The following is a 26,480-nucleotide window of genomic DNA, read 5'->3' on the forward strand; positions in this document are numbered from 1 at the left end:
GCATGATGACGATCCTCGCCACGCTCCTGAGTGGCCTGCTCTGGCTGGGCGGCTCCGGACTGCACCCCGTTGCCGCGCTGACCTGGCTCGCCCCGATCCCGCTGATCCTCGCCTCGGTGCGGGTACGCCAGAAGACCGCCTGCTGGGCGACCATCCTCGCCTGGTCGATCGGGCAGCTCGGCATGGTCGGGTACTACCTCGGGACCCTGCGCCTACCGGTCCCCGCGGTCGCCGGTGTGCTCGTCCTCGGTCTCGGCCTGGCGGCCGGCACGGTCCTGCTCGCCCGCGCCCTGCTGCTGCGGGGGCGAACCGTGCGCGCCGTCCTCACCGTGCCGGCACTGTGGGTGCTGGGCGAGTACGCCGCGTCGCACCTGTTCCCGCACGGTGCGTGGTGGAGCCTCGCCTACACGCAGGCCGACGTGCGACAGGTCATCCAGCTGACCGCCCTCACCGGCGTCTGGGGCGTCACCTACCTGCTGCTCGCCGTCCCGATCGCCCTCGCCGCCCTGCTCGCCAGCGCACGGCCAACCCACACCGGCCGGCTCGACCGCCCAGGCCCCGCCCTCGCCTGTCTGCTCGCACTCCTGCTCGGCGCCGGGGGGTGGTCGGCCTGGTCGCTGAGTCGTACCCCGGACCCGGCCGAGCCGCTGACCGTGGGCCTTGTCGCCCTGCGGCAGCCCGAGGACGGGCTCCCGATCGACGAACCGCCCGGCCGGGACCTGCTCGCCCGGTACGGCGCGCGGGTCGCGGGCCTGACCGCCCGTGGGGCGCGGATCGTCGTGCTGCCGGAGAAGGTGTTCGCCGTGACGGACACGACGCTGCCCCTGCTCGTGGACGCGCTGCGGCAGGCCGGGGCCCAGGTCGTCGTCGGCGCGGTGCTGTGGCGGGCCGGCACGGCGAGCAACGTGGCGCTGGTGCTGGGCGCGGACGGGAGCGTCACGACGTACCAGAAACAGCATCTGATCCCGGGCCTGGAGGAGTGGCTGACGCCGGGTGACGACGAGGTGGTGGTGGACGGGCGGTTCGGCGTCGCGATCTGTAAGGACCTCGACTATCCCGGCCTGGTCCGGCGGTATCGGGCAAAGGGTGCCTCGGTGCTGCTCGTCCCCGCTCTCGACTTCACCTCCGACGGCTGGCTGCACAGCCGCATCGCCCTGGTCCGGGGCGTGGAGAACGGGCTCACCGTGGTCCGGGCCGCCGTGTCCGGCCGACTGACGGTCAGCGACGCCGGCGGCAGGCTGTTGGGCGAGGCCACCGCCGGTGACGCGGAGGTGCTGGTCACGGGGAGTCCGACGACGGGCTGGGGCACGGTCTACTCGCGTACGGGAGATTGGTTTCCGTTCTTGTGCCTGGGCTTGTCTGTCGTCTCCGTCGCTGGGGCGCGGCGGCGGACGGTCACGGTCCTTCGGCGGCCGCGAGCCGACGTCGGACCTTCTCCGCGTCCGGGTGCCCGAGGCCGTCGAGGAGGCTCAACGCTGTCCGCCAGCTCCGGGTCGCCCCGGCCGGATCGCCCGCGTCGACCTGCGCCTCGGCCAGGTGCCCCAGCGTGTCCGCCTCGTAGTACCGGTCCCGGAACTCCCGGTACAGCTCCGCCGCGTGCCGGTACGCGCTGACCGCCTCCATCGGTCGGCCGGCGCGGTGCTGGGCGTAACCGAGGGTGTCCCAGGTGGCCGCCTGGCCGTGCCGGTCGTCGAACTCGCGCAGCAGCTCCAGCCCCTGCTGGCACGCCTCGACCGCGGCGTCGTGCGCACCGAGCTGGGCGCGGTACCAACCGATCGCGTTCAACGCCATCGCCTGCCCGTACCGATGCCCGGCCGCCCGGTACAACCTGAGTGCCGCCTCGGCGTGTTCGACCACCTCGTCGCGCCGACCCTGCCGGTCGGCCATCTCGGCCAGATCCAGGCAGGTGTGCGCCTGGTTGGCCGGGTCGCCCAGCTCACGGAACAGCTCCAGCGCCCGCTGGAGCTGACCGGGTGCCTCGTCGAGGCGACCCAGCCGGGCCTGTGCCCGGGCCAGACTGCGGTGTGCGTGTGCCTGACCGGCTGAGTCTCCGCCGCGGCGCGCGGCGATCAACGCGGTGTGCTGTACCGCCAGTTGGTCGTGCCAGCCGCCCTGTCGATCCAGGAAACTGGTCAGACTCCAGGCCAGTTGCCAGGCGTGCCGGTCAAACCCGCTGGCGGCGCACCGCTCGACGAGCGCGATGAGGACCTCCCGCTCCCGGGAGAACCACGCCGCTGCCGCGTCGTGGTCGCCGGCCTTCTCCGGTCGGACTCCGGCGACGGCGGGCGGCAGCGCGATGGGGTCCCAGTGCGGATGCAGCAGCACGGCCGCACCGTGCGCGCTGTGCAGGTAGTGGTCGAAGAGCCGGTGCCGCGCCTCGGCCCGGTCGCCGGTCGGGTCCTGCTCACCGGACAGCTCGGCGGCGAAGGCCCGCAGCAGGTCGTGCATCCCGTACCGGTCCGGGCCGCGTTCGAGCATCAGGTGCGCGTCGGTGAGTTCGGTGAACGCCGTTCGGACGTGGCGGCGGTCGACGCCGGCGAGACTGGCTGCGGCCGCCGTGCTGAGCGTCACGTCCGTGCTGCCGCCGACCAGCCGGAAGAGCCGGGCCGTCGGCCCGGCCAGCAGGCGGTACGACCACGACAGCGCGGTCCGTACGCTGCTCGCGTGGTCGCCCGCGTCCAGCCCGTCCAACCCGCCGTCGGTGCGTAACTGCGCGCCCAGCTCGGCCAGGGAGAGCTGAGGCCGGACCACCGCCCGGGCCGCCACCACGACCAGGGCCAGCGGCAACCGGTCGCAGAGCCCGACCAAATCGCCGACGGCGTCCCGTTCCGCCTCGGCCCGCGCCCCGATCCGTGCGTGCAGCAACGCCTCCGCGTCCGCGGCGGTGAGCAGGTCCAGCACCAGCGGCTCCGCTCCATCGGTGGCGACCAGACCGGTCAGGCGATCGCGGCTGGTCACCAGCACCAGACAGCGGGCGGAGCCGGGTAGCAGCGGCCGGACCTGAGCGGCGTCAAGGGCGTTGTCCAGCAGTACCAGCATCCGCCGGCCGGCCAGGAGACTGCGGTACAGCGCGGTCTGCTCCTGCGGGTCGACCGGCAGCTCCCGGGGCGACACCCCGAGCGCCGCGAGGAAGCCGCGTACGACCTGCTCCGCGCTGCGCACCACGCCGCTGTGGCTGTAGCCCTCCAGGTTGGCGTAGAGCTGCCCATCGGGGAAATGGCCTACCACCTGGTGCGCCCAGTGCACGGCCAGCGCGGTCTTGCCCACCCCGGCCAACCCGGACAACACCGCCACCGGTACCGCCCCGGGATGCGCGTCGGCCGTCGCCCGCAGCGCGTCCAGTTGGGCCAGCTCGACCCTCCGTCCGGCGAACCCCCGGACGTCCGACGGCAACTGTGCCGGCACCGGGTGGGTCAGGGCCGGCCGGGTGACGGGGCCGGCCGTGGTGTGCGTCGAGGTGGGTGCCGTGCCGGGCGTCGGTGCGGTGATCTCACCGCGCAGAATGGCCTGGTGCAAGAGGCGAAGCTCGGCGCTCGGGTCCGCGCCCAGTGCGTCGGCCAGCTGCTCCCGTAGCCGGGCGTAGTACGCCAACGCCTGTGCGCTGCGGCCGGCGGCGGCCAGTGCGCGCAGCAACGCGGCGGCGACCGGCTCGTCCAGCGGGTGCTCGTCGGCGAGCCGGGTCAACGGGTCGATCACAGCCTCCGGCTCACCGCTGCGCAGCAGGCCACGGGCCCACTGCAGGACGGTCTCGGTGTGCCGGCGGTGCCAGTCCTGCCGGACCCGGGCCGCCCACTCGCCGGGCAGCCCGGCCAGTGGCTCGCCACGCCACAGCTCCAGCGCCCTGCGCAGCAGCTCCACCCGCTCAGGGTCGTCGTCGGCCAGCCCGTCGGCCCGGTGCCGCAGCGCGTCGAAGTGCGCGCGGTCCACTGTCTCCGGTGGCAGGTCCAACAGGTATCCGCCGGACCGTCGCGCCAGCGCGTCCGGTGCGCCCGCGTCGGCCAGCACACGGCGGAGCCGGGCGAGGTAGACATGCAGGTTGTGACGAACCCTGGGCGGCGACGCCTCGCCCCAGACCCGGTCCACCAGAGTCTCCAGGTGGACCGGTCGGCCCACGTCGACCGCCAGCGCCGCCAGCACGGCGCGCTGGCGGGCCGCTCCGGCATCGACCGGATGGCCATCCGCCCAGACCTCGACCGGCCCGAGGACCCGAATCTCCATGAACCGCCACTCGCTGTGCCGCCGGTCGCCCATCCGGCACCGGGACAGCTGGATTGAGGTTCTGGCAGGAATCTGTCGACCTTCCGCGCCGATCATCGTTGGCACAGCGGCATCGATCAATGCGATGTCGGCAACTCGACTCACGGCCTGTTCCGGTCGTGACGACACCGGAGGTCACCATCGTGCGAAATGCTCTGCGAAGGTTCACGTCCGCCCTGCTCGGCGTGATCGCCGTGGGCGCCGCGATCGGCGTCGCCCCGAGCCCGGCCCAGGCCAACTACGCCTGCCCGTCGGGTCTGCTCTGCCTGTACGCCGGCACCAACTTCAGCGGCGACATCTTCCTGCTCGACGGGCCGTACAACGGATGCAACGACGTTCCGCTGCCCTCGTACTTCCGCAACAAGACCCAGTCGATCATCAACAACCGGCCGTCCGGCACCGTCTCCACCTTCTGGGACAACGTCAACGCCACGGGCCTGCTCGGCTACCAGCACGCCTACGGCTACCGGGCGAACCTGGCGTACGACTCGGCTGCCATCGGGGGGAACTGGAACCAGCGGATCGAGGCGGTCCGGGTCTGCTGATCCGGGGGCCCGAACCGGGCCGGGGGGCACGACGGTGCCGGCCGGAATCCAACGGGGGATTCCGACCGGCGCCGTCGCGCGGGTCAGCCCGGGTAGTAGCACTGGTTCGGGATGACCGGACCGCCGTTGACCCCGAAGATCGCGAAGCCCATCCACGCCCGGGTCTGCGGGCCGTACTCGCCGTCCTCGGCGATGTTCGCCCACTCCCAGGTCTCGTTGATCGTATGTTGCGCGACCCGGACGGCGTTGCGCGTGTTGGTGCCGTACTCGCCGTCGGGACGCAGGGACTGGGAGTAGCAGTTGTTCAGTGCCTCCTGCAACACCTTGACCGCGCTGTTGGAGTTGCCGTACTTCAGGTAGCAGGTCTTGTTGCGGTCCTGCCAGCCGACGGTGGGCACGTGCATCTCGGCGCCACCCGGGTAGCCGCCGACGTTGTAGTAGGTGAGGCTGGTGCAGGTGGTGGCCGCCTGCGCGGCGGTCGGCGCGAGCCCGACGAGTCCGGCGCTGACGAGGACGGTCGCGAGGGTGGCGGCGGCGCTGCGGCGGCCGATGCGGCTCTGGTGGATCGGCATGCTCTCCTCCTGGGATGGGCTGCCGGGTTGACCCGGCATGCACTGGAGCATCGCGAACGCCGATCTATGGAATCCTGCCGGAATGTCAATCGCGCCCCGCAGCGCCCGGTCGGCGGCATCCCGGCCTGATCGGAAACGGTCCATCGTGGTCGCTGCACAGTCGAGGACCGTCCGCAACCGCTGAGCGGGCCGCCTCGCGTGCCCCGGTGAACAACTTCACAAGGGTTGGGCGACCGTCACCGACCGTGCCTACCGTCGGTCGAGTCCACCACCGTGGACGCCACGACCGGCAACGCCAAATCCTGCCCCCGGTCGTCGGAAACAGAACCCGGGCAGGAGCGGGGGACCCAACGTTCCTCGGTGCATGTCACCTCGGGGTGAAGCCGCCACCGCGCGGCCGGGCTCCTCGGCCCGAACCCGACAGCTCACCTCGCCGGCGTGGAGGAACCACACATGACGTCTGTCCACACGCCCCGTCATCGACGGGTCAGCACCCGCCGCGTCGCCGTCGGCACCCTGGCCGTCGGCGCGGTCACCGGCGCTGTCGCCCTCTTCGGTCCCGCGGCGCCGGCCCAGGCCGGTGTCAACTGGGACGCGATCGCCAAGTGCGAGTCCGGCGGCAACTGGAAGATCAACACCGGTAACGGCTACTACGGCGGCCTGCAGTTCTCCCAGGGCACCTGGGCCGGCTACGGCGGCAGGAAGTACGCCGCACGTGCCGACCTGGCCAGCCGCGGCGAGCAGATCGCCATCGCCGAGAAGGTCCTCGACGGGCAGGGCATCGGCGCCTGGCCGACCTGCGGCCGCAAGGGCGGCTCGTCGGGCGGCTCCGCCACGAAGTCCTCGACCAAGTCGACAGCGAAGTCGTCGAAGTCCACCGCGCCGAAGGACCGGTCCACCGCCCCGAAGGAGCGGTCGTCGCGCGGCGACCAGCCGGCGACCCGCAACCACGAGCGCACCGCGCCCGCGGCCAGCGGCGACACGTACGTCGTCAAGCCGGGGGACACCCTGTCGGAGATCGCCGACAGCCACCGCCAGGCGGGCGGTTGGCAGGCCCTGTACGAGCGCAACCGGCAGCTGATCGGCGCCGACCCGGGCCTGATCCTCCCGGGTCAGCGGCTCGCGCTCTGACGTACGACACTCGAACGCTCGGCCGGGTCACCGGCCGAGCGTTCGGTCGTTCGACGGCGCCGGTAGGGGCGCGAATGACGGCGCGGTCACGCCGCGGCGGACGCCCTCGAACCTCGGCGCGACATCACCGCGGTGGCGTCGCGGTCCCAGCGGGGGGCCGGTGCGGCCGCCTCGCCGGGCCAGCCCGTGCCGGCATCTTCGCCGTCACCGTCGACGGTCATCTCGACCGAGTCGGGCGTCCTGCGGGCCAGCCGCAGCGACTGCTCGGCAACCGCGCGGGCCGAGCACGGCCAGGACTGGCCGGCGCACTGCAGGTTGCGGCAGTGACCCTCGTCGTCGGGCTCGTGGGCACTCAGCACGTCGACCGCCAGCTGCCAGAGCAGGGGGTCGGTCACGTCGTCCGGGCGTTCGGCGTGCCGGCTCGGTCGGTTGCTGGTGTCGTCGGACATGGTGGGCCCCCCTCGTCAGGCTGTACCCCTCAAGGGTCACCCGTCAGCCGCCGGCTAAACCGCCGACCTGCTGTGATGTGTCTCCGGTCGCAGCTCAAGCGGCCCCACAACGCCCTCAGTCCGGCAATAGCGGCATCTCGACGCCCGGATCCCGGCCGAGGAGCACCGCCCGGGTGAGCGCCGCCGAGCCGAACCGGTCGCGCACCGCGTCCACCGCGGCGTCCAGGTCGGCCCCGGTGTCGGCGTCGAACGGCAGTTCCGGCTGCACCGGGTTGTCGTCGAGGTTGCCCACCGAGACGCCGATCAGGGTGACGCCCCGCCGGTCGATCTCCGGCAGCGCGGCCCGCAGCAGCGCCCGCGCGGCGGCCAGCAGCGGCGTGGTGTCCGCGGTCGCCTTGCGGACGGTGTGCGAGCGGGTTGCCCGGGTGTAGTCGCCGAAGCGCAACCGCAGCACCACCGTGCGCCCGGACCGCCCGGCCGAGCGCATCCGTCGGGTGACCCGGTCGACCAGGCCGGCCAGGATGGCGTCCAGCTCCGCCGGCGCGTGCGGCGTACGACTCAACGCGTGCTGCGCGCCCATCGAGCCCCGGCGGCGGCCCACCTGCACCGACCGGGGGTCGCGGTTGTGGGCCAGGGCGTGCAGGTGCCGGCCGGCGCCCGCCCCGAGCAGGGACACCAGCGCGGCCTCGCCGAGCCGGGCCACCTCCCCGACGGTACGGATCCGGCGCTCCCGCAGCTTCGCCGCGGTGACCGGGCCGACGCCCCAGAGCCGTTCCACAGGCAGCGGGTGCAGGAACGCCACCTCGGCGTCGGGGGCGACGACCAGCAGCCCGTCCGGCTTCGCCACCCCGCTGGCCACCTTCGCCAGGAACTTCGTCCGGGCCACGCCCACCGTGATCGGCAGGCGGACCCGGTCGCGGACCTCCCGGCGCAGCCTTTCGGCGATCTCGGCCGGCGCGCCGACCAGCCGTCGCAGGCCGCCCACGTCGAGGAACGCCTCGTCGATGGAGAGCCCCTCGACAAGCGGGGTGGTCTGCCGGAAGATCTCGAATACCGCCCGGCTGGCCTGCGTGTACGCCGCCATCCGGGGCGGCACCACTATCGCGTCCGGGCACAGCCGGCGCGCCTGCTGGCCGCCCATCGCGCTGCGCACGCCCCGCGCCTTCGCCTCGTAGCTGGCGGCGAGCACCACGCCACCGCCGACGATCACCGGCCGCCCCCGCAGGCGCGGGTCGTCGCGCTGCTCGACCGACGCGTAGAAGGCGTCCAGGTCGGCGTGCAGGATGTGGGCGCCGGTCGACACGAACACATGTTCGCACGGCGCCCGGTCATCGCGGCAGTGAGCTGGGCGAACATCCAGTCAGTCGAGGCAGAACTCGTTGCCCTCGGGGTCGGCCAGCACGAGGTGGCCGGCGCCGAGCGGGGGAGCGGGCTCGTGCCGTGCGAGGCGGGTGGCGCCGAGGGCGACGAGCCGTTCGGCCTCCGCCTCCAGGGCCGCCATCCGGTCGTCACCGGTGAGCCCGGGGGCGGCCCGCACGTCCAGGTGTACGCGATTCTTGGCCTGCTTGCCCTCCGGTACGCGCTGGAAGAACAGGCGCGGCCCCGCGCCCTTGGGATCGACCACCGCCGACGCGTCGTTGCGGCGCTCCGGCGGTACGCCCATCGCGTCCAGCGCGGCGTCCCACGAGTCGAAGTCCCCCGGTGGACCCTGCAACTCGTAGCCGAGGACGTCGGCCCAGAACGCCGCCAGGCTGGCCGGGTCGGCGGCGTCGAACGTTACCTGCACCTCGCGGGCCATGACAGCTCCCTCGTCTCCGGTCTGGTGGGTCATGCTGCCACCCTCTCGTGGCTGGCGGACAGGATCGTTCCGCTATTCGTGAAACGATCGGCGGGTGACTGTGGAGGCGACGACCGAGCGGGTGCTGCGGATGCTGGCCCTGTTGCAGCGGCGGTCGTCGTGGACGGCCACCGAGCTCGCCGTCGAGGTGGGTGTCACCGACCGCTGCGTGCGCCGCGACGTGCAACGGCTGCGCGCACTCGGCTATCCCATCCACGCCACGGCGGGCGTGGGCGGCGGCTACCAGCTTGGCGCGGGCACCCGGCTGCCGCCGCTGCTCCTCGACGACGAGGAGGCGATAGCCACCGCGGTTTCCCTGCGGCTGGCGTCGGGGGGCACGGTCGCCGGGGCGGGCGAGGCGGCCCTGCGGGCGCTCACGAAACTCGACCAGGTGATGCCGGCGCGGCTGCGGGCCGAGGTGCGAGCGGTGCACGGCTGGACGGACACGCTCATCGGCCCGGTGGTCGAGATCGACGCGGAACTGCTGGTGACACTCGCCCGCGCCTGTCGCGACGCGGTGCGGGTGCGGTTCCGCTACGCCGGCCGTGACGGCGGTGAGCGGGAGCGGACGGTCGAGCCGGTCCGGATGGTCACCACCGGCCGTCGCTGGTATCTGATGGCCTGGGACGTCGATCGCGACGACTGGCGTACGTTCCGCCTGGACCGGATGCGGGCCACGGCGGCGACGACCTGGCGTTTCCGGGCCCGTGACCATCCGGATCCGATCGCCTTCGTGCAGCGGTCCGTGACCGACGCGCCCTACCGCTACCTGGCCCGGGTGCGGGTGCACGCTCCACCCGAGCGCGTGCGGGAGGCGGTCCCACCGCAGGTGGGGCGCGTCGAGGCCGGGCGGGACGGTTGGTGCGTGCTCGTCGTCGGCGGCGACAGCCTGGACTGGCTCGCCGCGCACATCGCCCGCCTGCCCTACGAGGTGGAGGTGGTGGAGCCGGCGGAGCTGCGCGAGGCCGCGGCCCTGCTCGCCCGCCGCCTCGCGGCGATGGCCGGGGTGGCCTCGGAGCGCACGGTGTAACGCCGCAGCGACACCGGGCTGCCGTCCGGGGCGGTCCACGATGCCGTGCCGGTGCCCGTGCACCGCCATCCGGTGCGCTCGTACAGGGCGACGGCCGCGGGACTGTCGGCGACCACCTCGAGCACCAGCCGCAGCCCGCGCGCGTCCGCCCAGTGCCGCGCCCGTCCCAGCAGAGCGCTGCCCAGCGCCGATCCTCGGGCGGCGGGTGCCACGAAGAGGCGAGAGACCTCGGCCGTCGGCCCGGCGAGCGGCTCGTCCGCAGCCTCGGGCAGGCGACGTACCGCGACGTGTCCGACGATCGTTCCGGCGGGGTCGACGGCGACCCAGGCGCGCGTCGGGCGCGGCTCGCGTAGCCAGCGGTGCGGGTCGGCGGGCCAGTTCAACGGATAGCGGTCGACCCGGTGGACGTCGGCGAGCGCCGCGACGCAGCCGTCGAGGTCGGTGGCGCGCCGGCGGCGGATGCGCGGTGTGTTCACAGGTCGTCGAAGGGGCGGGCGTAGCGGAACTCGCCCCGGATCGACTCGCGCCACGCGCTCAGCGGCCGGGCCATGAAGTACCGCGGACCCCACGGCTGTGGCGGGGTGACGCCCAGCTCGACGGCGGGCCGGAACCCGAAGCGGGGGTAGTACTCGGGATGCCCGAGCAGCACCACGAGGGGTTCGTCGCGGGCGTCGGCCGCGCCGAGCACCGCGTGCATCAACGCCGTGCCGACGCCGCGCCGCTGCCAGCCGGGCCGCACGCCGAGCGGACCCAGGCCCAACGCCACCGGCGCACCGCCCACCCGGCCGCGGGTGGCCACCACGTGCCCCACCACCTGGCCGTCGGAATCGGTCGCCACCAGGGAGTACGCGGGCAGCCAGCCCTCATCGGTCCGCAGCGCGTCGACAAGCGTCGCCTCGACGGGCGTCGCCCCGAGCGGTGTTGCCGGGGCGGGCGTCGTTGCCCCGGCCTGCGTTGTCTCGACCTCCGCGCCATCGCCAGTGGTCGTGGCGAAGGCGGCGGCGTGCACCGCCCGGATGGCGTCGACGTCGGCGGGCGTCTCGCGTCTGATCAGCACCGCGCCACGATACGGGTGTCTCCGGCAGCGGCTCTACGCGTTTATCGACGGCGATCGGCCGATGACGCGGCGTCGTCGACTGTCGACGCAGGCGCGCTGCCGGGTGGCCCGGTCCTCGGTCGCGCCGCACGCCTCAGCCGGGAGGGCATGTCGCGGCAACGGCATATACCTGTGAGTCATAGTTATGACTCACAGGTATGTGGCTCGTCGGGTCGATGGCCCCGGGATCGGCCCACGTCGACCGCCGGGCCGAGTGCCGGGCCACCTCTCAGACCAGGCGGGCCAGGTAGGGGCCCTTACCCCGAGCGGCACGTTGCGCTGGGGCTCAGCCGACGGCGGTGGCGGACGGAGGGGCGCTGCTGCCCCGGGGCGCCTCCGGGGTCATCAGCCGGATGATCTCCTTCTGATCGGCCGGCGAGGGCAGGCCCCAGTGCGGTCGGTAGCCGTACACCTCGTGCAGTGGGGTGGAGCCGGTGCGGCCGTCCAGGATCTCCACGGCGTCCGTGCCGATCAGGCCGGGGTGTTCCACGCCGCACGCCTCGGCGACCTTGGTCAGGTCCCGGCGCAGCGTCCCCAGGTAGTTGGCGGCCCGGACGGACTTGAGCGTCGGATCGAGGCCCCGCGCCAGCCACGCGTTCTGCGTCGCCACACCGGTGGGACAGGTGTCGGTGTGGCACTTCTGCGCCTGGATGCAGCCGATCGACAGCATCGCCTCCCGACCCACGTTGACCATGTCGCAGCCCAGAGCGAACGCCACGATGGCGTTGTCCGGCAGGCCGAGCTTGCCGCTGCCGACGAACACCACCTGCTCGTGCAGGTCGTGTTCCGCGAAGACCTTGTAGACCCGGGAGAAGCCCTGTTGGAACGGCAGCGACACCGAGTCGGTGAAGATCAGCGGCGCGGCCCCGGTGCCGCCCTCGCCGCCGTCGACGGTGACGAAGTCGACGCCCCGGCCGGTGTCGCGCATCAGGCCGGCCAGTTCCTGCCAGAAACTCAGGTCGCCCACCGCCGACTTGATGCCGACGGGCAGGCCCGTCTCGGCGGCGAGCAGCTCCACCCAGTCGAGCAGGCTGTCACAGTCGGAGAACTCGGCGTGCCGCGACGGGCTGACGCAGTCCTGACCGGCCGGGATGCCCCGGGTGGCGGCGATCTCGGCGGACACCTTCGCCCCGGGCAGCAGCCCGCCGAGGCTCGGCTTGGCGCCCTGGCTCAGTTTGATCTCCAACGCCTTGACCGGTGCGCCGGCGACCAGGTCCTTCAGGCGGTCGAGGCTGAACCGGCCGTGCTCGTCGCGGCAGCCGAAGTACGCCGTGCCGAGCTGGAAGACCAGGTCACCGCCGTTGCGGTGGTACGGCGACAGGCCGCCCTCGCCGGTGTTCTGCAGGCACCCGGCCAGCGCGGCGCCCTTGTTCAGGGCCGTGATGGCGTTGCCGGACAGCGAACCGAAGCTCATTCCGGAGATGTTGACCACCGACTCCGGACGGAACGCGCGTGCCCGCCCCCGCGCCGCGCCGAGCACCTTCGCGCACGGCAGCCGTACGTCGTGCCCGGCCGTCGGGGACGACGGCGGCACCGCCCGGCCGAACGTGCGGTGCTTGATGATCGGGTAGCCGGGCGTGAACTCGATGTCGTTGTCCGTGCCGAACCCGAAGTAGTTGTTCTCCTGCTTCGCCGACGCGTACACCCAGCGGCGCTGGTCGCGGGTGAACGGGCGTTCCTCGTTGTTGCCGGCCACGATGTACTGCCGCAGCTCCGGACCGATGGCCTCCAGCAGGTAGCGGGCGCGGCCCAGCACCGGGAAGTTGCGCAGCAGCGCGTGGTCGCGCTGGATCAGATCCCGCGCGGCGAGTGCCGCGACGGCGGCGGCGACGGCGGGTACGGCTCGACGGGCCCATGTCATGCCGGGCAACCTTTCCGCCCGCGCCGTCGGCCAAACCGCCGAGCCGGCGACATTGTGCTGCTCAGGGGTGGCGTGTCTGCTGGTGACAAGCGTTCGTCCGTGGCGGAGGCGGCGCGGGATCACCCCGCGCCGCCGCCGCCGTCGACGGAGGGTCAGTGGTGCGTGAAGGACTGGCGGACCGTGCCGCCGACGATCGTGCACCACGTGCTCGTGCTGAGCTTGCCGTTGCGGGGCAGCCCGTGCAGCGCCTGCAGGTCCTGCACAGCCCTGCGGGTGGCGTGGTCGTACGCCCCGGTGACGGTGACCGCGTACCCCTTGGTCGCGAGGATTTCCTGGACGGCCGTGACCGGCGCGCCCACGGCGTGCTGGTCCAGCTCCGGCGCCAGGGTCTCCCAGGTGGGCGTGGTCAGCGTGGCGTCCACGTCCACGGCGATGCCGTTGCGGGCCTGCCAGTCCTGCACGGCGGCCACGGTCGCGGCGTCGAACGTGCCGCTGACCGTCACCGCGTAGCCCCGGTAGGCAAGCAGGTGCTGCACCACCCGGACCGACGGCGAGTTGACGAACCGCCACAGGTCCGGCCAGCGGCGGGCCGGCACGTCACCCAGCTTGGTGCCGAGGGCCGCGTGGACCCGCCGCCGCAGCGCCGGGAACTGCCGATAGAAGGCCGCGCCGGGGCAGTCGGTGGTCCTGAAGTCCCAGTGGCCGAAGATGTCGAAGGCGTGCAGCCCGTACTGTCGGCAGATCGTCACGCAGAGCTTGACCAGCGAGTCGGTGAGCGCCTCCGGCGGCGTCTCGGTGACGTAGGTGCCCTCGTTCTCGATGCCGATGGCCCGGCCGTTCTCGCCCGGGCAGTGCGCCGAGATCATCTGGCGGTCGCCCGCCTCGAGGCGTTCCAGGCTGCCCCGGCGGCCCTCCAGCACGTAGCCGCCGCGGCTCACCGTGAAGTGCTGGCCGGTGTCCGACCAGCCGTTGCCGTCGATGTGCAGGTCCTGGCAGTCGTGGGCCAGCTTGACCGCCTGCTCCCGGGAGTAGTCGGTGACGTTGGGGAACGCCATGTGATGCACGATGATCTTGTTGGTGGCGATGGCGCTCACCGACAGCGGGTCCTTCGGTGGGCGGGCGGCCCACTCGTCGCAGCTGATGATCCAGTCCAGGTCGGTGCCGGGAGCGGCCTGCGCCGCGCCCGAAAAGGCGAGTTCGCTTCCGACGACGGCGACCGTGGCCGCGCCGAGACCGGCCCGCAGCAGCGTTCGGCGGTCCACTTCGGAATGGTCGACGTGCATGACATCTCCTCCTGCGGCCGACGGCGGGGGGATGAAAAGTAGCTCCAGTGGCCGCACGCACTCCGGAGAATATTGCCAAAACTCACCCGTGCGCTAGACCTGTGCCGGCCTGAGTGGCAGCCGGATAAACCGGTCGGCTGGACGATCGACGATCGGCTAGTCTGGCCGCTCACTCGGGGGTGGATGATGAGGCTTGGTGAGGCGCTGACAGAGCGCGCCGAGGCGGTACGGCGGGTCGAGCAGTTGCGGGCTCGCATCACCGGCAGCGCCCGCTACCAGGAGGGCGAGGTCCCTCCGGAGGACGCCGCGGAGCTGCTGACAGAGCTGGATCGGGTTCTCGACGACCTGGAGACGCTGATCCGCAGGATCAACCGGACCAACGCCGCCGTGCTCGTCGGCGACCTCGGCACGCTCACCGACGCGCTCGCTCGACGCGACGTCCTGCGCCTGCGGCACTCCGCGATCACAGCGGCCGCCGACGCCGCTGCGGGCGGTGGGCGTGGCCATGCGGCCCGCCAGCTCCGCTCCGAACTGAAGATGCTCGCCGCGCTGCCGGTCGCCGAGCTGCGCGGCCGTGCCGACGAGTTGGCCCGGGACCTGCGCGAACTCGACGTGCAGATCCAGCGGACGAACTGGGAGGCGGAACTGCTGGACTGACCGGGTCCAGTAACGATGTGGAGCAGGTAGCCGTCGTGGAGGCGTGTACACCCAGCGCCGGGCTGCAATCCCGGCACTTCTTGGCGCGCGGTGGGCAGCGTGGGGGTTCGACTCCCCGAGCACGATGCAGCCCCGCACCGAGGACAGGTAACAGTGCATCACGCACGACACACCACCACGTACAGATCCACGGCGGCGAGGGCGGGCTCGGGGCACTCCACATCGTGGCGACCACCTGGGTCGCCGCAGAAACCCCTGATCGACGGGACAGTCGCGAACCGGTCGGCGTTTCCGCGTGAGCTGGTGGGGGTAGGTCGGTGGCCTATCATCCCGGCTGCTCCGCGTGGAGGAACGACCATATGAGTGACAACGTCAGCGACGCGGTGGGCGACGCCCTTCGCTCGGTGATGCTCTTCCTGCCCAAGGCCGTCGCCTTCCTGGCGATCCTGGTGGCCGGTTGGCTGATCGCCAAGGCCGTACTGAAGATCGTGGAGAAGGTCCTCGAACGTGTGGGCTTCGACCGCGCCGTCGAGCGCGGCGGCATCCGCCGTGCCCTGAGCCGCTCCCGGTACGACGCCAGCGACATCGTCGCGAAGCTCGTCTACTACGGGGTGCTGCTGCTCACCCTGCAACTCGCCTTCGGCATCTGGGGGCCCAACCCGATCTCCGACCTGATCACCGCCGTGGTCGCGTGGTTGCCCCGCGCCTTCGTCGCGATCGTCATCGTCGTGGTCGCCGCCGCCATCGCCAACGCCGTGAAGGACATCATCAGCGGCGCGCTCGGCGGACTGTCGTACGGTCGGGTGCTGGCCGGTATCGCCTCGGTGTTCATCCTCGGCCTGGGCGTCATCGCGGCACTGAACCAGATCGGCGTGGCGACTGCGGTCACCACCCCGGTGCTGATCGCGGTGCTGGCCACCGTGGGCGGCATCCTCGTCGTCGGGGTGGGTGGTGGCCTCATCCGTCCGATGCAGAGTCGCTGGGAGGCGTGGCTGACCCGCGCCGAGCAGGAGTCGGCGCTGATCGCCACGCACGCCCGCGCGTACCAGGCGAGCCGCCGCGAGGCCGAGGCCGAACTGGCCCGCGCGGCGGCCACCCGCCCCGACCCGGTGGCCACTCCGACGCCGACCCGCTCGACGGACCCCGAGGCCACGCAGATGGTGAGCCGCCCGACCGACCCGGACGCCACCCAGGTGACGGCCCGTTCAGTCGACCCGGACGCCACGCAGGTCACGACCCGTTCGTCCGACCCGGAGGCCACGCAGGTGGTGACCCGTCCGGCCGACCCGGACGCCACGCAGGTGGTGCGGTCGTCGACCGACGACACGACGCAGGTGGTTGCTCGGGACGCGCCCGCCGTCGGCGTCCCGGCCCGGGAGAGCGTCGAGGACACGACGCAGGTGGTCGCCCGTCCGGCCGACCCGGACGCGACGCAGGTGGTCGGCCCCGGTCGGGAGGCCGACACGACCCAGGTGATCAGCGGTGGCATCGTTCCCGGGCAGCGCAGCAGCGACGACAGCGACACCACGACTGTCATCCCGCCGGTGGACCCGAACCGGCGCTGAACCGAGGCGCGACGACGGGGCGGGATCCAGGCGGATCCCGCCCCGTTCCCGTCGCACCCCGCACGCCGTGAGCGCGCTGCCCGGCACGCCGTGAGCGCGCTGCCCGGCACGCCGAAAGCGCTGACCGGCACGCCGAAAGCGCTGGCCGGGCACGATGACGCCGGTCTAACATCGCCGACATGACCTGGCGACATTGATCCGACGCCGTAGGCCGCACCCGTGGGCCGCCACGGGCACCGCACGTCCGGTGTCCGTCTCCACTCCCACGGGAAGGCCCCATGACCCACCTTGCCTCGCGCGCGCCCGACCCGGCGGTCCGCCGGCTGTCGGTCACCCTCTACGGGTACGCGTTCCTCAGTGACCTCGTCCTGCTCTATCCGCTGTACGTCGTCCTCTTCGCCGACACCGGCCTGTCGGTGGGGCAGATCTCGTCGCTCTTCGTCATCTGGTCGGCTGCCGGCATCCTGTTCGAGGTGCCGTCCGGCGCGTGGGCCGACGTGGTGCCGCGCCGGCTGCTGCTGTGCCTCGCCCCGCTGGTGACGGCTGCCGGCTACGCGCTCTGGGTGCTGGTGCCGTCGTACCCGGCCTTCGCGGTGGGGTTCCTGCTGTGGGGCGCCGGCGGGGCACTGGTCTCTGGCGCTCTGGAGGCGCTGGTCTGGACCGAGCTGGACCGGCTCGGCGCCGTCGGACGGTACGCCCGGGTGCTCGGTCGAGCCCGGACGGCGGGTGTGCTGGGCGTGGTGGTCACCGGGGTCCTGGCCGGGCCGGTGCTCGCCGTCGGCGGGTACCCGGCGGTCGGCGTGGCCAGCGTGCTCGCCTGCCTGCTCGCCGCCGCCGTCGCGACCCGCTTCCCCGAACACCGTCGACCGCCCGGCACGCCACCGCCGCCCCCCGTGCACGAACCGGCGTCGGCCGTGCACGACCCGGCGTCGGCCGTGCATTCGCCGGCCTCCGCGCACGAACCGGCTCCTGTCGTGTCGCCCGTCGTCGCGCTGGCGGGCGACCGTCCGCCGGGGATCCCGCCGGACGACGACGGCGACCTGACCTGGTGGGACACGCTGCGGGAAGGCGTGACGCAGGTCCGTACACGGCCTCCCGTGCGGGGGGCCGTGCTGCTGGTCGCGGTGGTGGCCGCCGACTGGGGCGCGCTGGACGAGTACACGCCGCTGTTGGCAGTCGACACCGGCGTCGGCGCGCGGGCCGTACCGCTGCTGCTCCTGCTGCTGTGGGCCGGCGTGACCGTCGGTGGGCTGCTCGCCCCGGCGGGGGAGCGGCTGGGCCGCCGGGGTTACGCCGCGCTGCTCGGCCTGGTCGCCGTCGCGCTGGCCGGGGGCGCCCTCGTCCGGCACCCGGCCGGCTTCGTGCTGCTCGCGGTGGCGTTCGGTGCCGCGCAACTGGCCACCGTGCTGGCCGACGCGCGGTTGCAGGCCCGCATCAGCGGCAACACTCGGGCGACCGTCACCTCGCTTGCCGGCATGGCCACCGACCTGCTGATCATCGGGACGTACGCCGGCTACGGCCTCGTCGCCACGGCGGCCGGCAACGCGGTGGCGTTCGCGGCGGCGGCCGGGGCGTACCTCGTCGTGGCGCTGGTGCTGCTGGCCCGCCGGCGAGACGCGTGAACTGGACCACCTGTGCGGAGAGTTACGTCGGAAATTGTTGACGTGTCGGGAAGTTCCGACGCATCATTGCCGACGTGCCCGACGACGACCTCTTCCTCGCCCTGGCGAATCCGGTCCGCCGACGACTGCTGGAAATCCTCACCGACGGGCCCCGGACGGCCGGCGACCTCGCCGCCAGCTTCGCGCTGAGCCGACCGGCCGTCGCCGAACACCTGCAGATCCTGCGGCGGGCCGGGCTGGTCGAGGACCAGCCCGCCGGACGACAACGGCACTACCACCTGACCGCCGAGCCACTCGCCCAGGTGGGCGACTGGCTCCATCCCTTCGAGCGGTTCTGGCGACATCGCCTCCGCACCCTTGCCGATCTGCTCCAGGAGGAACCAGTGACCGAAACCGCCACCATCGCCGTGGATCAATTCATCGCCGCCGCGCCGTCGAAGATCTGGCGCAGCCTCACCGAGCCCGAGTTGCTCGCCCGGTGGTGGGTGCCCGGGGACGTGGCCGCCGTGGTCGGCCACCGCTTCCACCTGCAGATGCCCGGCTGGGGCGCGGTCGCCTGCGAGGTCGTCGAGGTCGAGCCCGAGCGGCGCCTCGTCTACACCTTCAACGGAAACTGGACGCTGACCTGGCGGCTGGTCCCCGAGGGCACCGGCACCCGCCTGTTCCTGGACCATTCAGGATTCGACCTCGACGACCCTCGGAGTCGCGACGCCTTCGCCCGGATGGGACCGGGTTGGCGTGACAAGATCGTGCCCGCACTCGGCCGGGTGGCGGCCGACCTGGCGGACGAGTCGGGCGTGTGACGGCGGGTCCCCGGCGGTGGGCGCAGCGGCCCGCCGCCGGGGGTGCCCTCAGCCGGCGAGGTGCAGGAACGACCACTGGTGGCCGTCGAGGTCGCGAAAGCCGCGCATGTACATCGGCCCGTTGGTGCTTCCCACCCCGAGCGACTCGCCGCCGGCCACCACGGCCCGGTCGACCAACTCGTCGACCCGCTCGCGGCTCTCGGCCGACAACCCCACGATGACCTCCCGGCTGGTCGCCGGGTCCGAGGTGGGCACACCCGTGTACGCCTCGAAGGCCGAGCGGACGTGCAGCAGCAGTCGGGTGTTGTCGGACACGGTGAGGACCATGCTGTCCCCGTCCGGCTCGGTGTGGCCGGTGGTGAAGCCGAGCGCCCGGTAGAACTCGGCGGCGCTGAGCAGGTCGCGCACCGGCAGGTTGATGAACGTGATGGTCATCGGTGGTCTCCGTCCGACTCGAGCAGTGCCTTCGACACGGCGAGCCGCTCCCGCCAGTACGCCGTCAGTTCGGCGGCCTGCTCGGCCCCGACCAGCTTCTCGTGCAGGATGCCGACCCGGGCCTTCGACTCGCCGACCGCGTCGACGCCGACGACCACCCGCATGGGACGCGGCCGCGCAGGAGTCAGGGCTGGTCGCCGTCGAGGTAGACCCATCGGCCGTCCTCGCGGACGAACCGGCTGTGCTCGGTAAGCGTGCCCGGCCGACCCGCCTCGCGGTAGTGGGCGTGGAACGTCACCGTGCCGGTGGCGTCCAGCAGACCGCCGCGCTCGGTCTCGACGACCTCCAGCCGGGTCCACCGCTGCCCCGGGGGCAGCTCCAGCCGAGCGGGCCGGGTCGACGAGTGCCAACTGCGCAGCAGGTAGTCGACGTCGCCGAGCGCGAAGGCGCTGAACCGGGAGCGCATCAGCGCCTCGGCGGTCGACGCCTGGGCGGCGCCGCCGTGGACCGGGGAGCAGCAGTCGGCGTACGCCTGGCCGGAGCCGCACGGGCAGGCCCGTCCGGTCGTCGCGTTCGCCCGCCGGCCACCCGTACCCCTGCCCATCCCGCCATCCTGCCGCACCGGCGGGCGGCCCCGGCGGCCGGCCGTCAGCCCTCCAGCTCGACCGGCAGCGGAACCGGCCGTTTCGCAACCCGGTCGTCCCCGGAGGACCGGCCCCGCAGGTGCCGGGCCACCCAGGGCAGCAGGTGCCGGCGGGCCCAGGCCAGCTCGGCGCCGAGCACCTCGGCGCGACGCCGCAGCGGTGCCGGCGGCAGCGGCGCGGTCCAGGAGTCGTCGAACCCGGGCAGACCAGCGGTGTACGCCAGGGCGGCGGCGATCCGGGCGTGCCCGGCGCTGTTGGCGTGCAGCCGGTCGTCGCTCCACAGCCGCGGATCCGAGGCGACGGGATGCGCCCCCAGGTCGAGCAGCGTGGCCCCGGTCTGCGCGGTGGCCGCCCGCAGGGCCTCGTTGAGCGCCAGCATCCGGCCCCGCAGCGGCCGGGCCAGCGGCATCACCGGCGCCGGGTCCGGCATGGTGAACGTCAGGACGGTGGCCCCCTGCCCGACGAGCGCCCGCTGCATAGCCGCGACGTCCTCGGCGACCTGGTCGGCGTCGAAGGAGGGGCGCAGCACGTCGTTCATGCCGGCGACCACGGTGGCCAGGTCGGGGGCGAGATCGAGGGCCGGCTGGAGCTGCTCGGCGCGGATCAGCGCGGTGGTCCGGCCGCGGATGGCCAGGTTCGCGTACTCCAGGCCGCCCTGGGCGCGCGCCACCGCCAGGGCGAACCGGTCGGCCCAGCCCCGGTAGCCGCCGGCGTCGTCCGGATCGTCGAGCCCCTCGGTGGTGCTGTCACCGATCGCCACGTACCGCTGCCACATCACCCGGGCGAGGTTAGTCCTCGCCCGACACGTGCCGACCGCTGACCCGGCGGACCTCTCCGCAAGATCGCGGGGAAGGGGTCAGAGCCAGCCCGAGCGGCGGAACAGGCGGTACAGGGCCAGCCCGGTCAGCGCCATCAGGGCCAGGGCTGCGGCATAGCCGTAGCGCCAGGTGAGCCCGGGGATGTTGTCGAAGTTCATGCCGTAGACGCCGGCGGTGCCGGTCTGGGTGGCCGCGATGGCCGCCCACGCGGCGATCTTGCGCATGTCGTTGTTCTGCTCGACGGCGAGCTGCGCCAACCGGGACTGCACGATCGAGGTGAGCAGGTCGTCGTACGCGGCCACCCGGTCCACCGCCCGCGCCAACCGGCCGTCCACGTCCACGAACCAGCGGTGCAGGGCACGCGGCGGTCCGTCGGTGCCCGGGTCGAGGAGCATCCGCACGGGCGTCTGCAGGGGAAGCACGGCCCGTTTGAACTCCACCACCTCCCGCTTGAGCTGGTAGATGTGCTGGATGTCGGCCGAGCGGTCGCGGGCGAACACCGCCTCCTCCACCCGCTCCAGGTCCCGCTCCACGTGCCCGGCCACCTCCAGGTACGTGTCGACCATCCGGGCGCAGACCGCGTACGCCACGGTCCAGGGCCCGGCGGCCAGCAGCGCGGGGCGGCGCTCGATGTCGGCGCGGACGTCGCGCAGGGCCCCGGCGGCGCCGTGCCGCACGGTGATGGCGAACCGGTCGCCGAGCAGCACCATCACGTCGCCGGTGTCGATCACCTCGGAGGTGTCGGTCAGCTCGGCGTGCTCCACGTACCCGGCGGTGCGCAGCACCAGCAGGGTGACCGGTCCGTTGCGCTGCATCGTGGGCCGGTGCCCGTCGGCGAGCGCCTGCTCGACGGTCAGCTCGTCGAGGCCGAAGGTGCGGCCCACGGCGGCGAGCACCGCCGGGCCGGGCTCGTGCAGCCCCAGCCAGACGAAGGAGTCACGGCCACGCCGGGCACGGGCGTACGCGTCGGCGTAGTGCGGCCGGCCCGGTTCCCGTCGACCGTTGACGTAGACGGCGCAGTCGACCACGGCGTCCGGATTGGACCGACGGGGCGTGGGGGAGTCGCCGCCGGGGCGGCCGAGCAGTCGGCGGGCCAGGGCGCGTACGCCACGACCGGCCCGGTCCCGTACCGCTCGCTGATCCACGACGCCCCCTCCCGGTGCACCGTCGCGGCCACGGTGCTCGCAGGGCATGGTGCCACCGGATTCTGCCCAGTGGCGTCCGGCTACCGACAGCGGGGTGGGTTGCGCCGCCGCTCGGAGCCGAGCGCGTGCCCGCGGCTGACAGCTAGCGCTCACCGCACCGAGCCTTTCGGCGGAAGCTTGCTCGCGCGTACCAGGATCTGTGTTCGAGGGCCGTGATGACCTGACGGGAAGAGCCTGATGCCCTCGACCCAGATCCACTCGTCTTGGGGAGGGCGGTTGGCTACCAGCCGTACTCCGGTCACCCACAGCCGTACCGGCCCGTCGGACGGCAGAAGGCGATCGACCGCGTCGATATTCAGTACTGCCCCGAGTTGTACTCGAACGTCAAACACCGCGTCTCCTTGTCGTTGACTCCGCCTTGTCGCAGGGCGGCGCGCTGTCAGTCCTGGGTCGCTGGTTCTGGAGACCAGCGATCTCGACGAAGACCTCCCGCCGGGTCAGGGCCCTACCGGTGGCCAGGTCGATGGAGTAGCCGGTCAGCCACACCCAGCCGTGATACGTCGGCTTGTCGCAGACCGAGGTGACGCGAAGCCACAGAGCCCGATCGCCGCCGAACTGCACCGACGCCCTACCGTTGACCAGCACCAGATCACCCGTAACGGGGACACCCGGCCGGCGCGGCGCGGCGGTGCGAGGCACCGGGGCGGGCGGGCCATTGGCGGACTGTCGTTCGGGTCGCGATCCCACGCCAGCACCCACCCCGGGCCAGCCTCAGCGGGCCGCCGCGCGACCGGTACCCGCGCTGTCCAGGCCCGACTGACGCGTGCGCCACTGAGCCCCGGCAGGTCCTTGGTCGATGGGACGAAGGTCAGCCCATTGGGGAACGGACCTCCATGTTTTGCCTGAGCAGAAGACGCCTGCGGTGATGACATGCGGAGGGCTGGCATGTTGAACCGCAGATGGTCCGGACGTCTTCAAAACTTCGGCAGCACCACGCATCACATCTCCCACCTAGAATTAGAGCTGGTTCTATAGCAGCCGACTGCTCGTTGGATGTCAATAGAGCTAGCTCTAATCTTCGAAGGCAGGCATACTTGCTGGTAGAGATGGCGCTACGCAGCGACCGGCCAGGAGGAGCGATGGGCATCGGATACCGGGATTTAGCCGCGCTCCTGCGCGAAGCCGTCCAGCGAGGCGACTACACCGAAGGCAGCACTCTGCCCAAACAGGACCAGATTGCCACCGAGCACGGGGTCAACATCAACACCGTCAGGCAAGCAGTGCGTTTACTCGAATCCGAAGGGCTCGTCACGCCGGTCCGCAGACGCGGCACCGTGGTCCGGCCACGTTTGGCCATGAGGCGGCTCGGTGCCGATCGCTATGCCAAGAGCAAGTGGAAGTCGGGACTCGTCGCGTTCGCCGCCGACCGCGAAGCCGCCGGCCGCACATGGGCACCAGGCGACCAAACCAACGATGTACGCCTGGCTAAGGCAGATGCTGAGACCGCCAACGCGCTCGGACTGGCACCCGGAACACCCGTCTACGAACGCGCCCGCCTGGTCACCGAAGCTGGAGTGCCCACTCATACCCTCACCAGCTACTACCGTCCCGAAGATGTGGAAGGAACACCCCTGGTTGATCCGACGCCAGGGCCAGCCGGACAAGGTGGAGGCTTCGCCATCCTTACTGGCCGAGGGCTGGAACCCGACACGATCACCGAGACCGTGCACGCTCGGATGCCCACCCCGGACGAGACGCGGCTTCTCCGCCTCCCCGCCGGTGAACCGGTCATGGTCCTGCACCGCACGACGTTTACCGATGGCGGCCGACCGATCGAGTTTGCTCGAGGCGTCCACGCCGCATCCCGCTTCACCTGGTCGTACACCTTCAAGATCCCCGAGTGAGATCAGATGCCGACGACTCTTCGGACCATCCCCGCCCAACATCGCGCGGACGTCGAACGCCTGTGGGACTACCACAACATGCACCACGAGATCCGCCCGGTCGACGTCGGGATCGGGCTCGGCAGCCACGACCTCGGAGTCGCCAAAATCGCCACCGAACTCTACCGCCGAGGAATGTATCCGACGCTGGTCTTTACCGGTGCCAACGCCCCGACTACGATCAAGATCTTTCCCCGAGGCGAGGCCGTCCACTACCGCGAGTACGCCACGGCTCACGGCGTTCCATCCGGGGCGATCCTCATCGACACTCGCGCCGAGAACACCGGCCAGAACATCGAGTACGCCCGGGCGCTCCTTGCCGAGCACCAGGTCCAGGCCCGGTCGGTGATCCTAATGTCCCGTCCGTACCAACAACGCCGCGCGTACGCCACCTGCAAGAAACTCTGGCCCGGCGTCGACATAATCTGCGCCTCCGATCCGCTCTCGCTCGACGACTACGCGATCGGCATCGGCGACCCTAAGAAGGTCATCGACATGCTCGTCGGCGACACCCAACGCATCGACAAGTACGCCGAACTCGGCTTCGCCATCCCCCAGCAGATGCCTGACGACGTCCGCGCCGCGTACCGCCGCCTCGTCGACGCTGGCTACACCAGCCGACTCGTCTAGCAACACCAGCAAGCGATCCTGCACACGCCGACCAGCCTCCGCTGCCTCAGGCGACACCACGGCCGCCGCGACTCATCGTCCTTGGTCAGCGGCACCGCGTCCCCCCACCGCCTCGGAAACGCCTTCGGTCCGCATCGGCCCGTGTCAGCCGGCGGCGGATACTCGGGCAATGCGCGAAGAGGAAGTGCTCCGGGGCATCGCCACTCGCGTGGCAGCCCGCGACTACAGCGATCACGTGTTCGTCCGCCCTGGCTACCTCGACCCCACAGGTGTCTGGACGTTGGAACCCGCGCCCGAGGGCATCCGACAGGTGGTTGATCGTGGGTCGCAGGAGCACCTCGCCGCGCTGGCGGCCGACGCCGTCGACCCGCTGCCACCGCTTGAACCGGCCTCTGTGCAGGCGGTAGACGACGCTGAACAGGCGCTGGGGTATCCGCTACCGCCTCTACTCCGACGCGTCTACCTGGAGGTTGCCAACGGCGGTTTCGGGCCTGTACTGGGTGTCGCTGGTGGCTGCACGGATGATCTCGGGCGCACACTGATCGATCTGCTTGACTCCCGACAACGCCCTGGGTTTTTGCCGATTGCCTATTGGGGATGCGCGATCTACTCGTATGTCGACTGCGCTGGCCGGGGCGCGATGATGTGGGGCTTCGACCCGAACTCGGGTATGGCCGAACACTCGTTCTACTCGGAAGGGATCTCTCTTTTGGAGTGGCTTGACCGCTGGCTCAACGGACGTCTTGAGCAGCCGTGTCTTGCCCCCGACTACTGATGGCCGGGGAACTAAGGCGCACTCGCAGCGTGCCATCGTCGTCACCTCAGGCGGTGCGGGTGGCGAAGACGACGATGTTGTCCACGTAGTTGCCTGTCGCGTCGTCGAACGGGCCGCCGCAGGTGATCAGGCGCAGCCCGGCGGCGTCCGCCGGGCCGTAGACCAGGCCGCTGGGGAAGTGGTCCTTCGGGTACGCGTGGACGCCGTCCACTGTGAACGTGGTGACCCGGGCATCGGCGCGGGTGACCTGGATCTCCTGGCCGGCGCGCAGTCGTCCCAGGTCGAAGAAGACCGCGGGGCCGGCCGGGGAGTCGACGTGGCCCACCAAGACGGCGTTGCCGGTCTCGCCGGGGCTGACCCCGTGCCGGTACCAGCCGGCGACTGTCGGCTTGTCCAGCGGCGGGACCTCCAGCACCCCGGCGGCGTCCACGCCGACGGCGACGATCTCGGCGCGTACGCCGATGGCGGGTATCTGCACCCGGACGGGCGCGGCGCGGGCCAGCGGCGCCAGGTCCGGCGCGGGCCGGGAGCGGGTCGGCGCGTCGGCCGGCGGACGTGGAGGGCGGGTCGGCTCGGCGGTGAGGCCGACGGTGATCAGCCCGAGCCCGGACACGGCGAGCAGCGCGACCACCGCCGGAAGGGTCCGCCGCCACCACACGTGCTGACCTCCGTGGGGATCGTCGGGTGCCCGTGCCGGTGTCACCGGCACGGGCACCCGTTCTCAGGGATGGAGCGCGTCGCCGGTCAGGCGACGGTGGACACCGGACGACGCCGGCGGAACAGGACCACCGCGCCCGCGGCGGCGGTGCCGAGCAGGGTGCCTCCGGCGGCGAGGGCGCCCGCGTCGCGGCCGTCGCGGTTGTCGCCGCCCGAGCCGGCCGGGGCGCCACCGATCGGGGTGACGGTGAACGTGGCGCTGCCTGCCGAGCTGCCGTCGCCGCAGGTCGCGGCCACCGTGTACGTGCCGAGGGTGAACCCGGCGGTGAACAGTTCGGCGCTGAGCCCGCCGCCAGCGGCGGCCGTGGTGGATCGGACGTTCTCGTCGCGGTTGGGTCCGGTGACCCGGAAGATGACGTCACCAGACTTCGGGTTGCAGGTAGTCGCGGTGAGCACGACGGTTCCTCCGACCGGTGTGGTGGCCGGTGACACGACGGTGTCGGCCAGTGCGGCGCCCGGCAGCAGGAGCGTGCCGAGGCCCACGCCGAGCGCCGCCGAGCAGAGTGCTGTTGAGACCTTCATACGCGTCTTCCCTCACTTTTCGTCCGCTGACTGCGTGGGACGTCGTTCGGGTGGCCAACTCCGTGACTAGCACCGGTGTGCCCAACACTAGGTGGGTTGGGACCTCGATCAGGTGAAAATGAGAAACCTTCGTTGCCGTCACG

At 72.1% G+C, this 26,480-nt stretch carries 27 protein-coding genes, 2 pseudogenes and 1 riboswitch; of the genes and pseudogenes, 11 read left to right on the forward strand and 18 right to left on the reverse strand.

Features of this window, described 5'->3' with window-relative positions; all coding sequences use genetic code 11:
* Nucleotides 1-2 precede the first annotated feature (2 nt).
* Nucleotides 3-1,613, forward strand: coding sequence for a nitrilase-related carbon-nitrogen hydrolase (locus tag MILUP08_RS36695; RefSeq protein ID WP_007459382.1), 1,611 nt, complete (start codon nt 3-5; stop codon nt 1,611-1,613).
* A gap of 1,249 nt (nt 1,614-2,862) precedes the next feature.
* On the opposite strand, the pseudogene MILUP08_RS36700 reads toward MILUP08_RS36695, so the two are convergent.
* Nucleotides 2,863-4,314: pseudogene (locus MILUP08_RS36700) on the reverse strand (AfsR/SARP family transcriptional regulator); the annotation flags it as partial.
* Between the two features lie 86 nt (nt 4,315-4,400).
* Between MILUP08_RS36700 and MILUP08_RS15875 the strand changes: the two are divergent.
* On the forward strand, nt 4,401-4,802 hold the full coding sequence (locus MILUP08_RS15875; RefSeq protein ID WP_007459387.1) for a peptidase inhibitor family I36 protein: 402 nt from the start codon (nt 4,401-4,403) through the stop codon (nt 4,800-4,802).
* Nucleotides 4,803-4,885: 83 nt separating this feature from the next.
* Here the strand turns inward: MILUP08_RS15875 and MILUP08_RS15880 are convergent, their stop codons facing one another.
* The gene (locus tag MILUP08_RS15880; RefSeq protein WP_007459389.1) at nt 4,886-5,374 is read right to left on the reverse strand and encodes a peptidoglycan-binding domain-containing protein; all 489 of its coding nucleotides are present in this window, start codon (nt 5,372-5,374) and stop codon (nt 4,886-4,888) included.
* Nucleotides 5,375-5,667: 293 nt separating this feature from the next.
* A riboswitch (cyclic di-AMP (ydaO/yuaA leader) is annotated at nt 5,668-5,821 on the forward strand.
* Between the two features lie 6 nt (nt 5,822-5,827).
* On the opposite strand from MILUP08_RS15880, the gene MILUP08_RS15885 reads away from it, so the two are divergent.
* Entirely contained in the window at nt 5,828-6,505 is a 678-nt protein-coding gene (locus MILUP08_RS15885; protein ID WP_007459391.1) for a LysM peptidoglycan-binding domain-containing protein, read from the forward strand.
* Nucleotides 6,506-6,591: 86 nt separating this feature from the next.
* Here the strand turns inward: MILUP08_RS15885 and MILUP08_RS33830 are convergent, their stop codons facing one another.
* The 3 genes from MILUP08_RS33830 to MILUP08_RS15900 form a co-directional block, all read right to left on the reverse strand.
* On the reverse strand, nt 6,592-6,954 hold the full coding sequence (locus tag MILUP08_RS33830) for a hypothetical protein (RefSeq protein ID WP_007459392.1): 363 nt from the start codon (nt 6,952-6,954) through the stop codon (nt 6,592-6,594).
* Between the two features lie 115 nt (nt 6,955-7,069).
* Nucleotides 7,070-8,257 (reverse strand): DNA polymerase IV, encoded by a 1,188-nt coding sequence (dinB, locus tag MILUP08_RS15895; RefSeq protein WP_083916007.1) that lies wholly within the window; start codon nt 8,255-8,257, stop codon nt 7,070-7,072.
* 57 nt (nt 8,258-8,314) lie between these two features.
* Nucleotides 8,315-8,752 carry a VOC family protein gene (locus MILUP08_RS15900; RefSeq protein ID WP_039908140.1) on the reverse strand — a complete coding sequence of 146 codons (438 nt, stop codon included), beginning with the start codon at nt 8,750-8,752 and terminating at the stop codon, nt 8,315-8,317.
* 94 nt (nt 8,753-8,846) lie between these two features.
* Between MILUP08_RS15900 and MILUP08_RS15905 the strand changes: the two genes are divergently transcribed.
* On the forward strand, nt 8,847-9,821 hold the full coding sequence (locus tag MILUP08_RS15905; RefSeq protein ID WP_007459398.1) for a helix-turn-helix transcriptional regulator: 975 nt from the start codon (nt 8,847-8,849) through the stop codon (nt 9,819-9,821).
* On the opposite strand, the gene MILUP08_RS34620 is transcribed toward MILUP08_RS15905, so the two are convergent.
* The 4 genes from MILUP08_RS34620 to MILUP08_RS15920 all read right to left on the reverse strand — a co-directional run bounded on the left by MILUP08_RS34620 (nt 9,716) and on the right by MILUP08_RS15920 (nt 14,040).
* Nucleotides 9,716-10,297 (reverse strand): GNAT family N-acetyltransferase, encoded by a 582-nt coding sequence (locus tag MILUP08_RS34620; protein WP_007459399.1) that lies wholly within the window; start codon nt 10,295-10,297, stop codon nt 9,716-9,718. The two genes, MILUP08_RS15905 and MILUP08_RS34620, sit on opposite strands and share 106 nt — an antisense overlap.
* The gene (locus tag MILUP08_RS15910; RefSeq protein ID WP_007459401.1) at nt 10,294-10,878 is read right to left on the reverse strand and encodes a GNAT family N-acetyltransferase; all 585 of its coding nucleotides are present in this window, start codon (nt 10,876-10,878) and stop codon (nt 10,294-10,296) included. Before MILUP08_RS15910 ends, MILUP08_RS34620 begins: the two co-directional genes overlap by 4 nt.
* A 325-nt stretch (nt 10,879-11,203) precedes the next feature.
* Complete coding sequence (locus MILUP08_RS15915) at nt 11,204-12,778, reverse strand: FMN-binding glutamate synthase family protein (RefSeq protein WP_007459403.1); 1,575 nt, start codon at nt 12,776-12,778, stop codon at nt 11,204-11,206.
* Between the two features lie 152 nt (nt 12,779-12,930).
* A complete protein-coding gene (locus MILUP08_RS15920; RefSeq protein WP_237747084.1) occupies nt 12,931-14,040 on the reverse strand; it encodes a peptidoglycan recognition protein family protein in 1,110 nt (369 codons plus the stop codon).
* A 207-nt stretch (nt 14,041-14,247) separates the two neighbouring features.
* Here MILUP08_RS15920 and MILUP08_RS15925 point away from each other — a divergent pair, with 207 nt between their 5' ends.
* The 4 genes and pseudogenes from MILUP08_RS15925 (at nt 14,248) to MILUP08_RS36710 (ending at nt 18,708) form a co-directional block, all read left to right on the forward strand.
* Complete coding sequence (locus MILUP08_RS15925) at nt 14,248-14,718, forward strand: DIP1984 family protein (RefSeq protein WP_007459407.1); 471 nt, start codon at nt 14,248-14,250, stop codon at nt 14,716-14,718.
* Between the two features lie 359 nt (nt 14,719-15,077).
* Nucleotides 15,078-15,723, forward strand: a pseudogene (locus tag MILUP08_RS36705) (membrane protein); the annotation flags it as partial.
* 838 nt (nt 15,724-16,561) lie between these two features.
* Nucleotides 16,562-17,905, forward strand: coding sequence for an MFS transporter (locus tag MILUP08_RS15935; protein ID WP_007459412.1), 1,344 nt, complete (start codon nt 16,562-16,564; stop codon nt 17,903-17,905).
* A 74-nt stretch (nt 17,906-17,979) separates the two neighbouring features.
* Nucleotides 17,980-18,708 carry a metalloregulator ArsR/SmtB family transcription factor gene (locus tag MILUP08_RS36710; protein WP_007459413.1) on the forward strand — a complete coding sequence of 243 codons (729 nt, stop codon included), beginning with the start codon at nt 17,980-17,982 and terminating at the stop codon, nt 18,706-18,708.
* Nucleotides 18,709-18,756: 48 nt separating this feature from the next.
* Here the strand turns inward: MILUP08_RS36710 and MILUP08_RS15950 are convergent, their stop codons facing one another.
* From MILUP08_RS15950 to MILUP08_RS15970, 7 genes are all read right to left on the reverse strand, one after another.
* On the reverse strand, nt 18,757-19,143 hold the full coding sequence (locus MILUP08_RS15950) for a VOC family protein (protein ID WP_007459415.1): 387 nt from the start codon (nt 19,141-19,143) through the stop codon (nt 18,757-18,759).
* Nucleotides 19,140-19,307, reverse strand: coding sequence for a hypothetical protein (locus tag MILUP08_RS35940; RefSeq protein WP_007459417.1), 168 nt, complete (start codon nt 19,305-19,307; stop codon nt 19,140-19,142). The genes MILUP08_RS15950 and MILUP08_RS35940 overlap by 4 nt, the downstream gene beginning before the upstream one ends.
* Before the next feature lie 20 nt (nt 19,308-19,327).
* Entirely contained in the window at nt 19,328-19,747 is a 420-nt protein-coding gene (locus MILUP08_RS15955) for a YchJ family protein (RefSeq protein WP_007459419.1), read from the reverse strand.
* Between the two features lie 44 nt (nt 19,748-19,791).
* Nucleotides 19,792-20,562 (reverse strand): SGNH/GDSL hydrolase family protein, encoded by a 771-nt coding sequence (locus tag MILUP08_RS15960; protein WP_039906088.1) that lies wholly within the window; start codon nt 20,560-20,562, stop codon nt 19,792-19,794.
* A gap of 81 nt (nt 20,563-20,643) precedes the next feature.
* On the reverse strand, nt 20,644-21,798 hold the full coding sequence (locus tag MILUP08_RS15965) for a magnesium and cobalt transport protein CorA (RefSeq protein WP_051065732.1): 1,155 nt from the start codon (nt 21,796-21,798) through the stop codon (nt 20,644-20,646).
* Between the two features lie 101 nt (nt 21,799-21,899).
* Nucleotides 21,900-22,142: a hypothetical protein gene (locus MILUP08_RS34625; RefSeq protein WP_007459422.1), complete on the reverse strand. Its 243-nt coding sequence runs from the start codon at nt 22,140-22,142 to the stop codon at nt 21,900-21,902.
* On the reverse strand, nt 22,135-22,395 hold the full coding sequence (locus MILUP08_RS15970) for a hypothetical protein (RefSeq protein ID WP_039906090.1): 261 nt from the start codon (nt 22,393-22,395) through the stop codon (nt 22,135-22,137). Before MILUP08_RS15970 ends, MILUP08_RS34625 begins: the two co-directional genes overlap by 8 nt.
* 494 nt (nt 22,396-22,889) lie before the next feature.
* On the opposite strand from MILUP08_RS15970, the gene MILUP08_RS15975 reads away from it, so the two are divergent.
* The 3 genes from MILUP08_RS15975 (at nt 22,890) to MILUP08_RS33835 (ending at nt 25,098) form a co-directional block, all read left to right on the forward strand.
* Entirely contained in the window at nt 22,890-23,654 is a 765-nt protein-coding gene (locus MILUP08_RS15975; protein WP_007459425.1) for a GntR family transcriptional regulator, read from the forward strand.
* A 6-nt stretch (nt 23,655-23,660) separates the two neighbouring features.
* On the forward strand, nt 23,661-24,323 hold the full coding sequence (locus MILUP08_RS15980; RefSeq protein ID WP_007459427.1) for a YdcF family protein: 663 nt from the start codon (nt 23,661-23,663) through the stop codon (nt 24,321-24,323).
* A 169-nt stretch (nt 24,324-24,492) separates the two neighbouring features.
* The gene (locus MILUP08_RS33835; RefSeq protein WP_007459430.1) at nt 24,493-25,098 is read left to right on the forward strand and encodes an SMI1/KNR4 family protein; all 606 of its coding nucleotides are present in this window, start codon (nt 24,493-24,495) and stop codon (nt 25,096-25,098) included.
* Between the two features lie 46 nt (nt 25,099-25,144).
* Here MILUP08_RS33835 and MILUP08_RS15990 read toward each other — a convergent pair whose 3' ends face one another.
* On the reverse strand, nt 25,145-25,756 hold the full coding sequence (locus MILUP08_RS15990) for a class F sortase (RefSeq protein ID WP_007459432.1): 612 nt from the start codon (nt 25,754-25,756) through the stop codon (nt 25,145-25,147).
* 86 nt (nt 25,757-25,842) lie between these two features.
* Nucleotides 25,843-26,337, reverse strand: coding sequence for a hypothetical protein (locus MILUP08_RS15995; protein ID WP_007459435.1), 495 nt, complete (start codon nt 26,335-26,337; stop codon nt 25,843-25,845).
* Between the last annotated feature and the right edge of the window lie 143 nt (nt 26,338-26,480).

The organism is Micromonospora lupini str. Lupac 08 (assembly GCF_000297395.2).
GTDB classification, from domain to species: domain Bacteria; phylum Actinomycetota; class Actinomycetes; order Mycobacteriales; family Micromonosporaceae; genus Micromonospora; species Micromonospora lupini.

Bases quoted from the DNA above. Each gene is read 5' to 3' on its own strand.
- MILUP08_RS15880 (WP_007459389.1), bottom strand. From the start codon at position 5,374: ATGCCGATCCACCAGAGCCGCATCGGCCGCCGCAGCGCCGCCGCCACC.
- MILUP08_RS15965 (WP_051065732.1), bottom strand. From the start codon at position 21,798: ATGCCCTGCGAGCACCGTGGCCGCGACGGTGCACCGGGAGGGGGCGTC.
- MILUP08_RS36695 (WP_007459382.1), top strand. From the start codon at position 3: ATGATGACGATCCTCGCCACGCTCCTGAGTGGCCTGCTCTGGCTGGGC.
- MILUP08_RS15950 (WP_007459415.1), bottom strand. From the start codon at position 19,143: ATGACCATCACGTTCATCAACCTGCCGGTGCGCGACCTGCTCAGCGCC.
- MILUP08_RS15925 (WP_007459407.1), top strand. From the start codon at position 14,248: ATGAGGCTTGGTGAGGCGCTGACAGAGCGCGCCGAGGCGGTACGGCGG.
- MILUP08_RS15900 (WP_039908140.1), bottom strand. From the start codon at position 8,752: ATGGCCCGCGAGGTGCAGGTAACGTTCGACGCCGCCGACCCGGCCAGC.
- MILUP08_RS15960 (WP_039906088.1), bottom strand. From the start codon at position 20,562: ATGTGGCAGCGGTACGTGGCGATCGGTGACAGCACCACCGAGGGGCTC.
- MILUP08_RS15885 (WP_007459391.1), top strand. From the start codon at position 5,828: ATGACGTCTGTCCACACGCCCCGTCATCGACGGGTCAGCACCCGCCGC.
- MILUP08_RS15980 (WP_007459427.1), top strand. From the start codon at position 23,661: ATGCCGACGACTCTTCGGACCATCCCCGCCCAACATCGCGCGGACGTC.
- MILUP08_RS33830 (WP_007459392.1), bottom strand. From the start codon at position 6,954: ATGTCCGACGACACCAGCAACCGACCGAGCCGGCACGCCGAACGCCCG.
- MILUP08_RS15935 (WP_007459412.1), top strand. From the start codon at position 16,562: ATGACCCACCTTGCCTCGCGCGCGCCCGACCCGGCGGTCCGCCGGCTG.
- MILUP08_RS15995 (WP_007459435.1), bottom strand. From the start codon at position 26,337: ATGAAGGTCTCAACAGCACTCTGCTCGGCGGCGCTCGGCGTGGGCCTC.
- MILUP08_RS15975 (WP_007459425.1), top strand. From the start codon at position 22,890: ATGGGCATCGGATACCGGGATTTAGCCGCGCTCCTGCGCGAAGCCGTC.
- MILUP08_RS33835 (WP_007459430.1), top strand. From the start codon at position 24,493: ATGCGCGAAGAGGAAGTGCTCCGGGGCATCGCCACTCGCGTGGCAGCC.
- MILUP08_RS15955 (WP_007459419.1), bottom strand. From the start codon at position 19,747: ATGGGCAGGGGTACGGGTGGCCGGCGGGCGAACGCGACGACCGGACGG.
- MILUP08_RS15915 (WP_007459403.1), bottom strand. From the start codon at position 12,778: ATGACATGGGCCCGTCGAGCCGTACCCGCCGTCGCCGCCGCCGTCGCG.
- MILUP08_RS35940 (WP_007459417.1), bottom strand. From the start codon at position 19,307: ATGCGGGTGGTCGTCGGCGTCGACGCGGTCGGCGAGTCGAAGGCCCGG.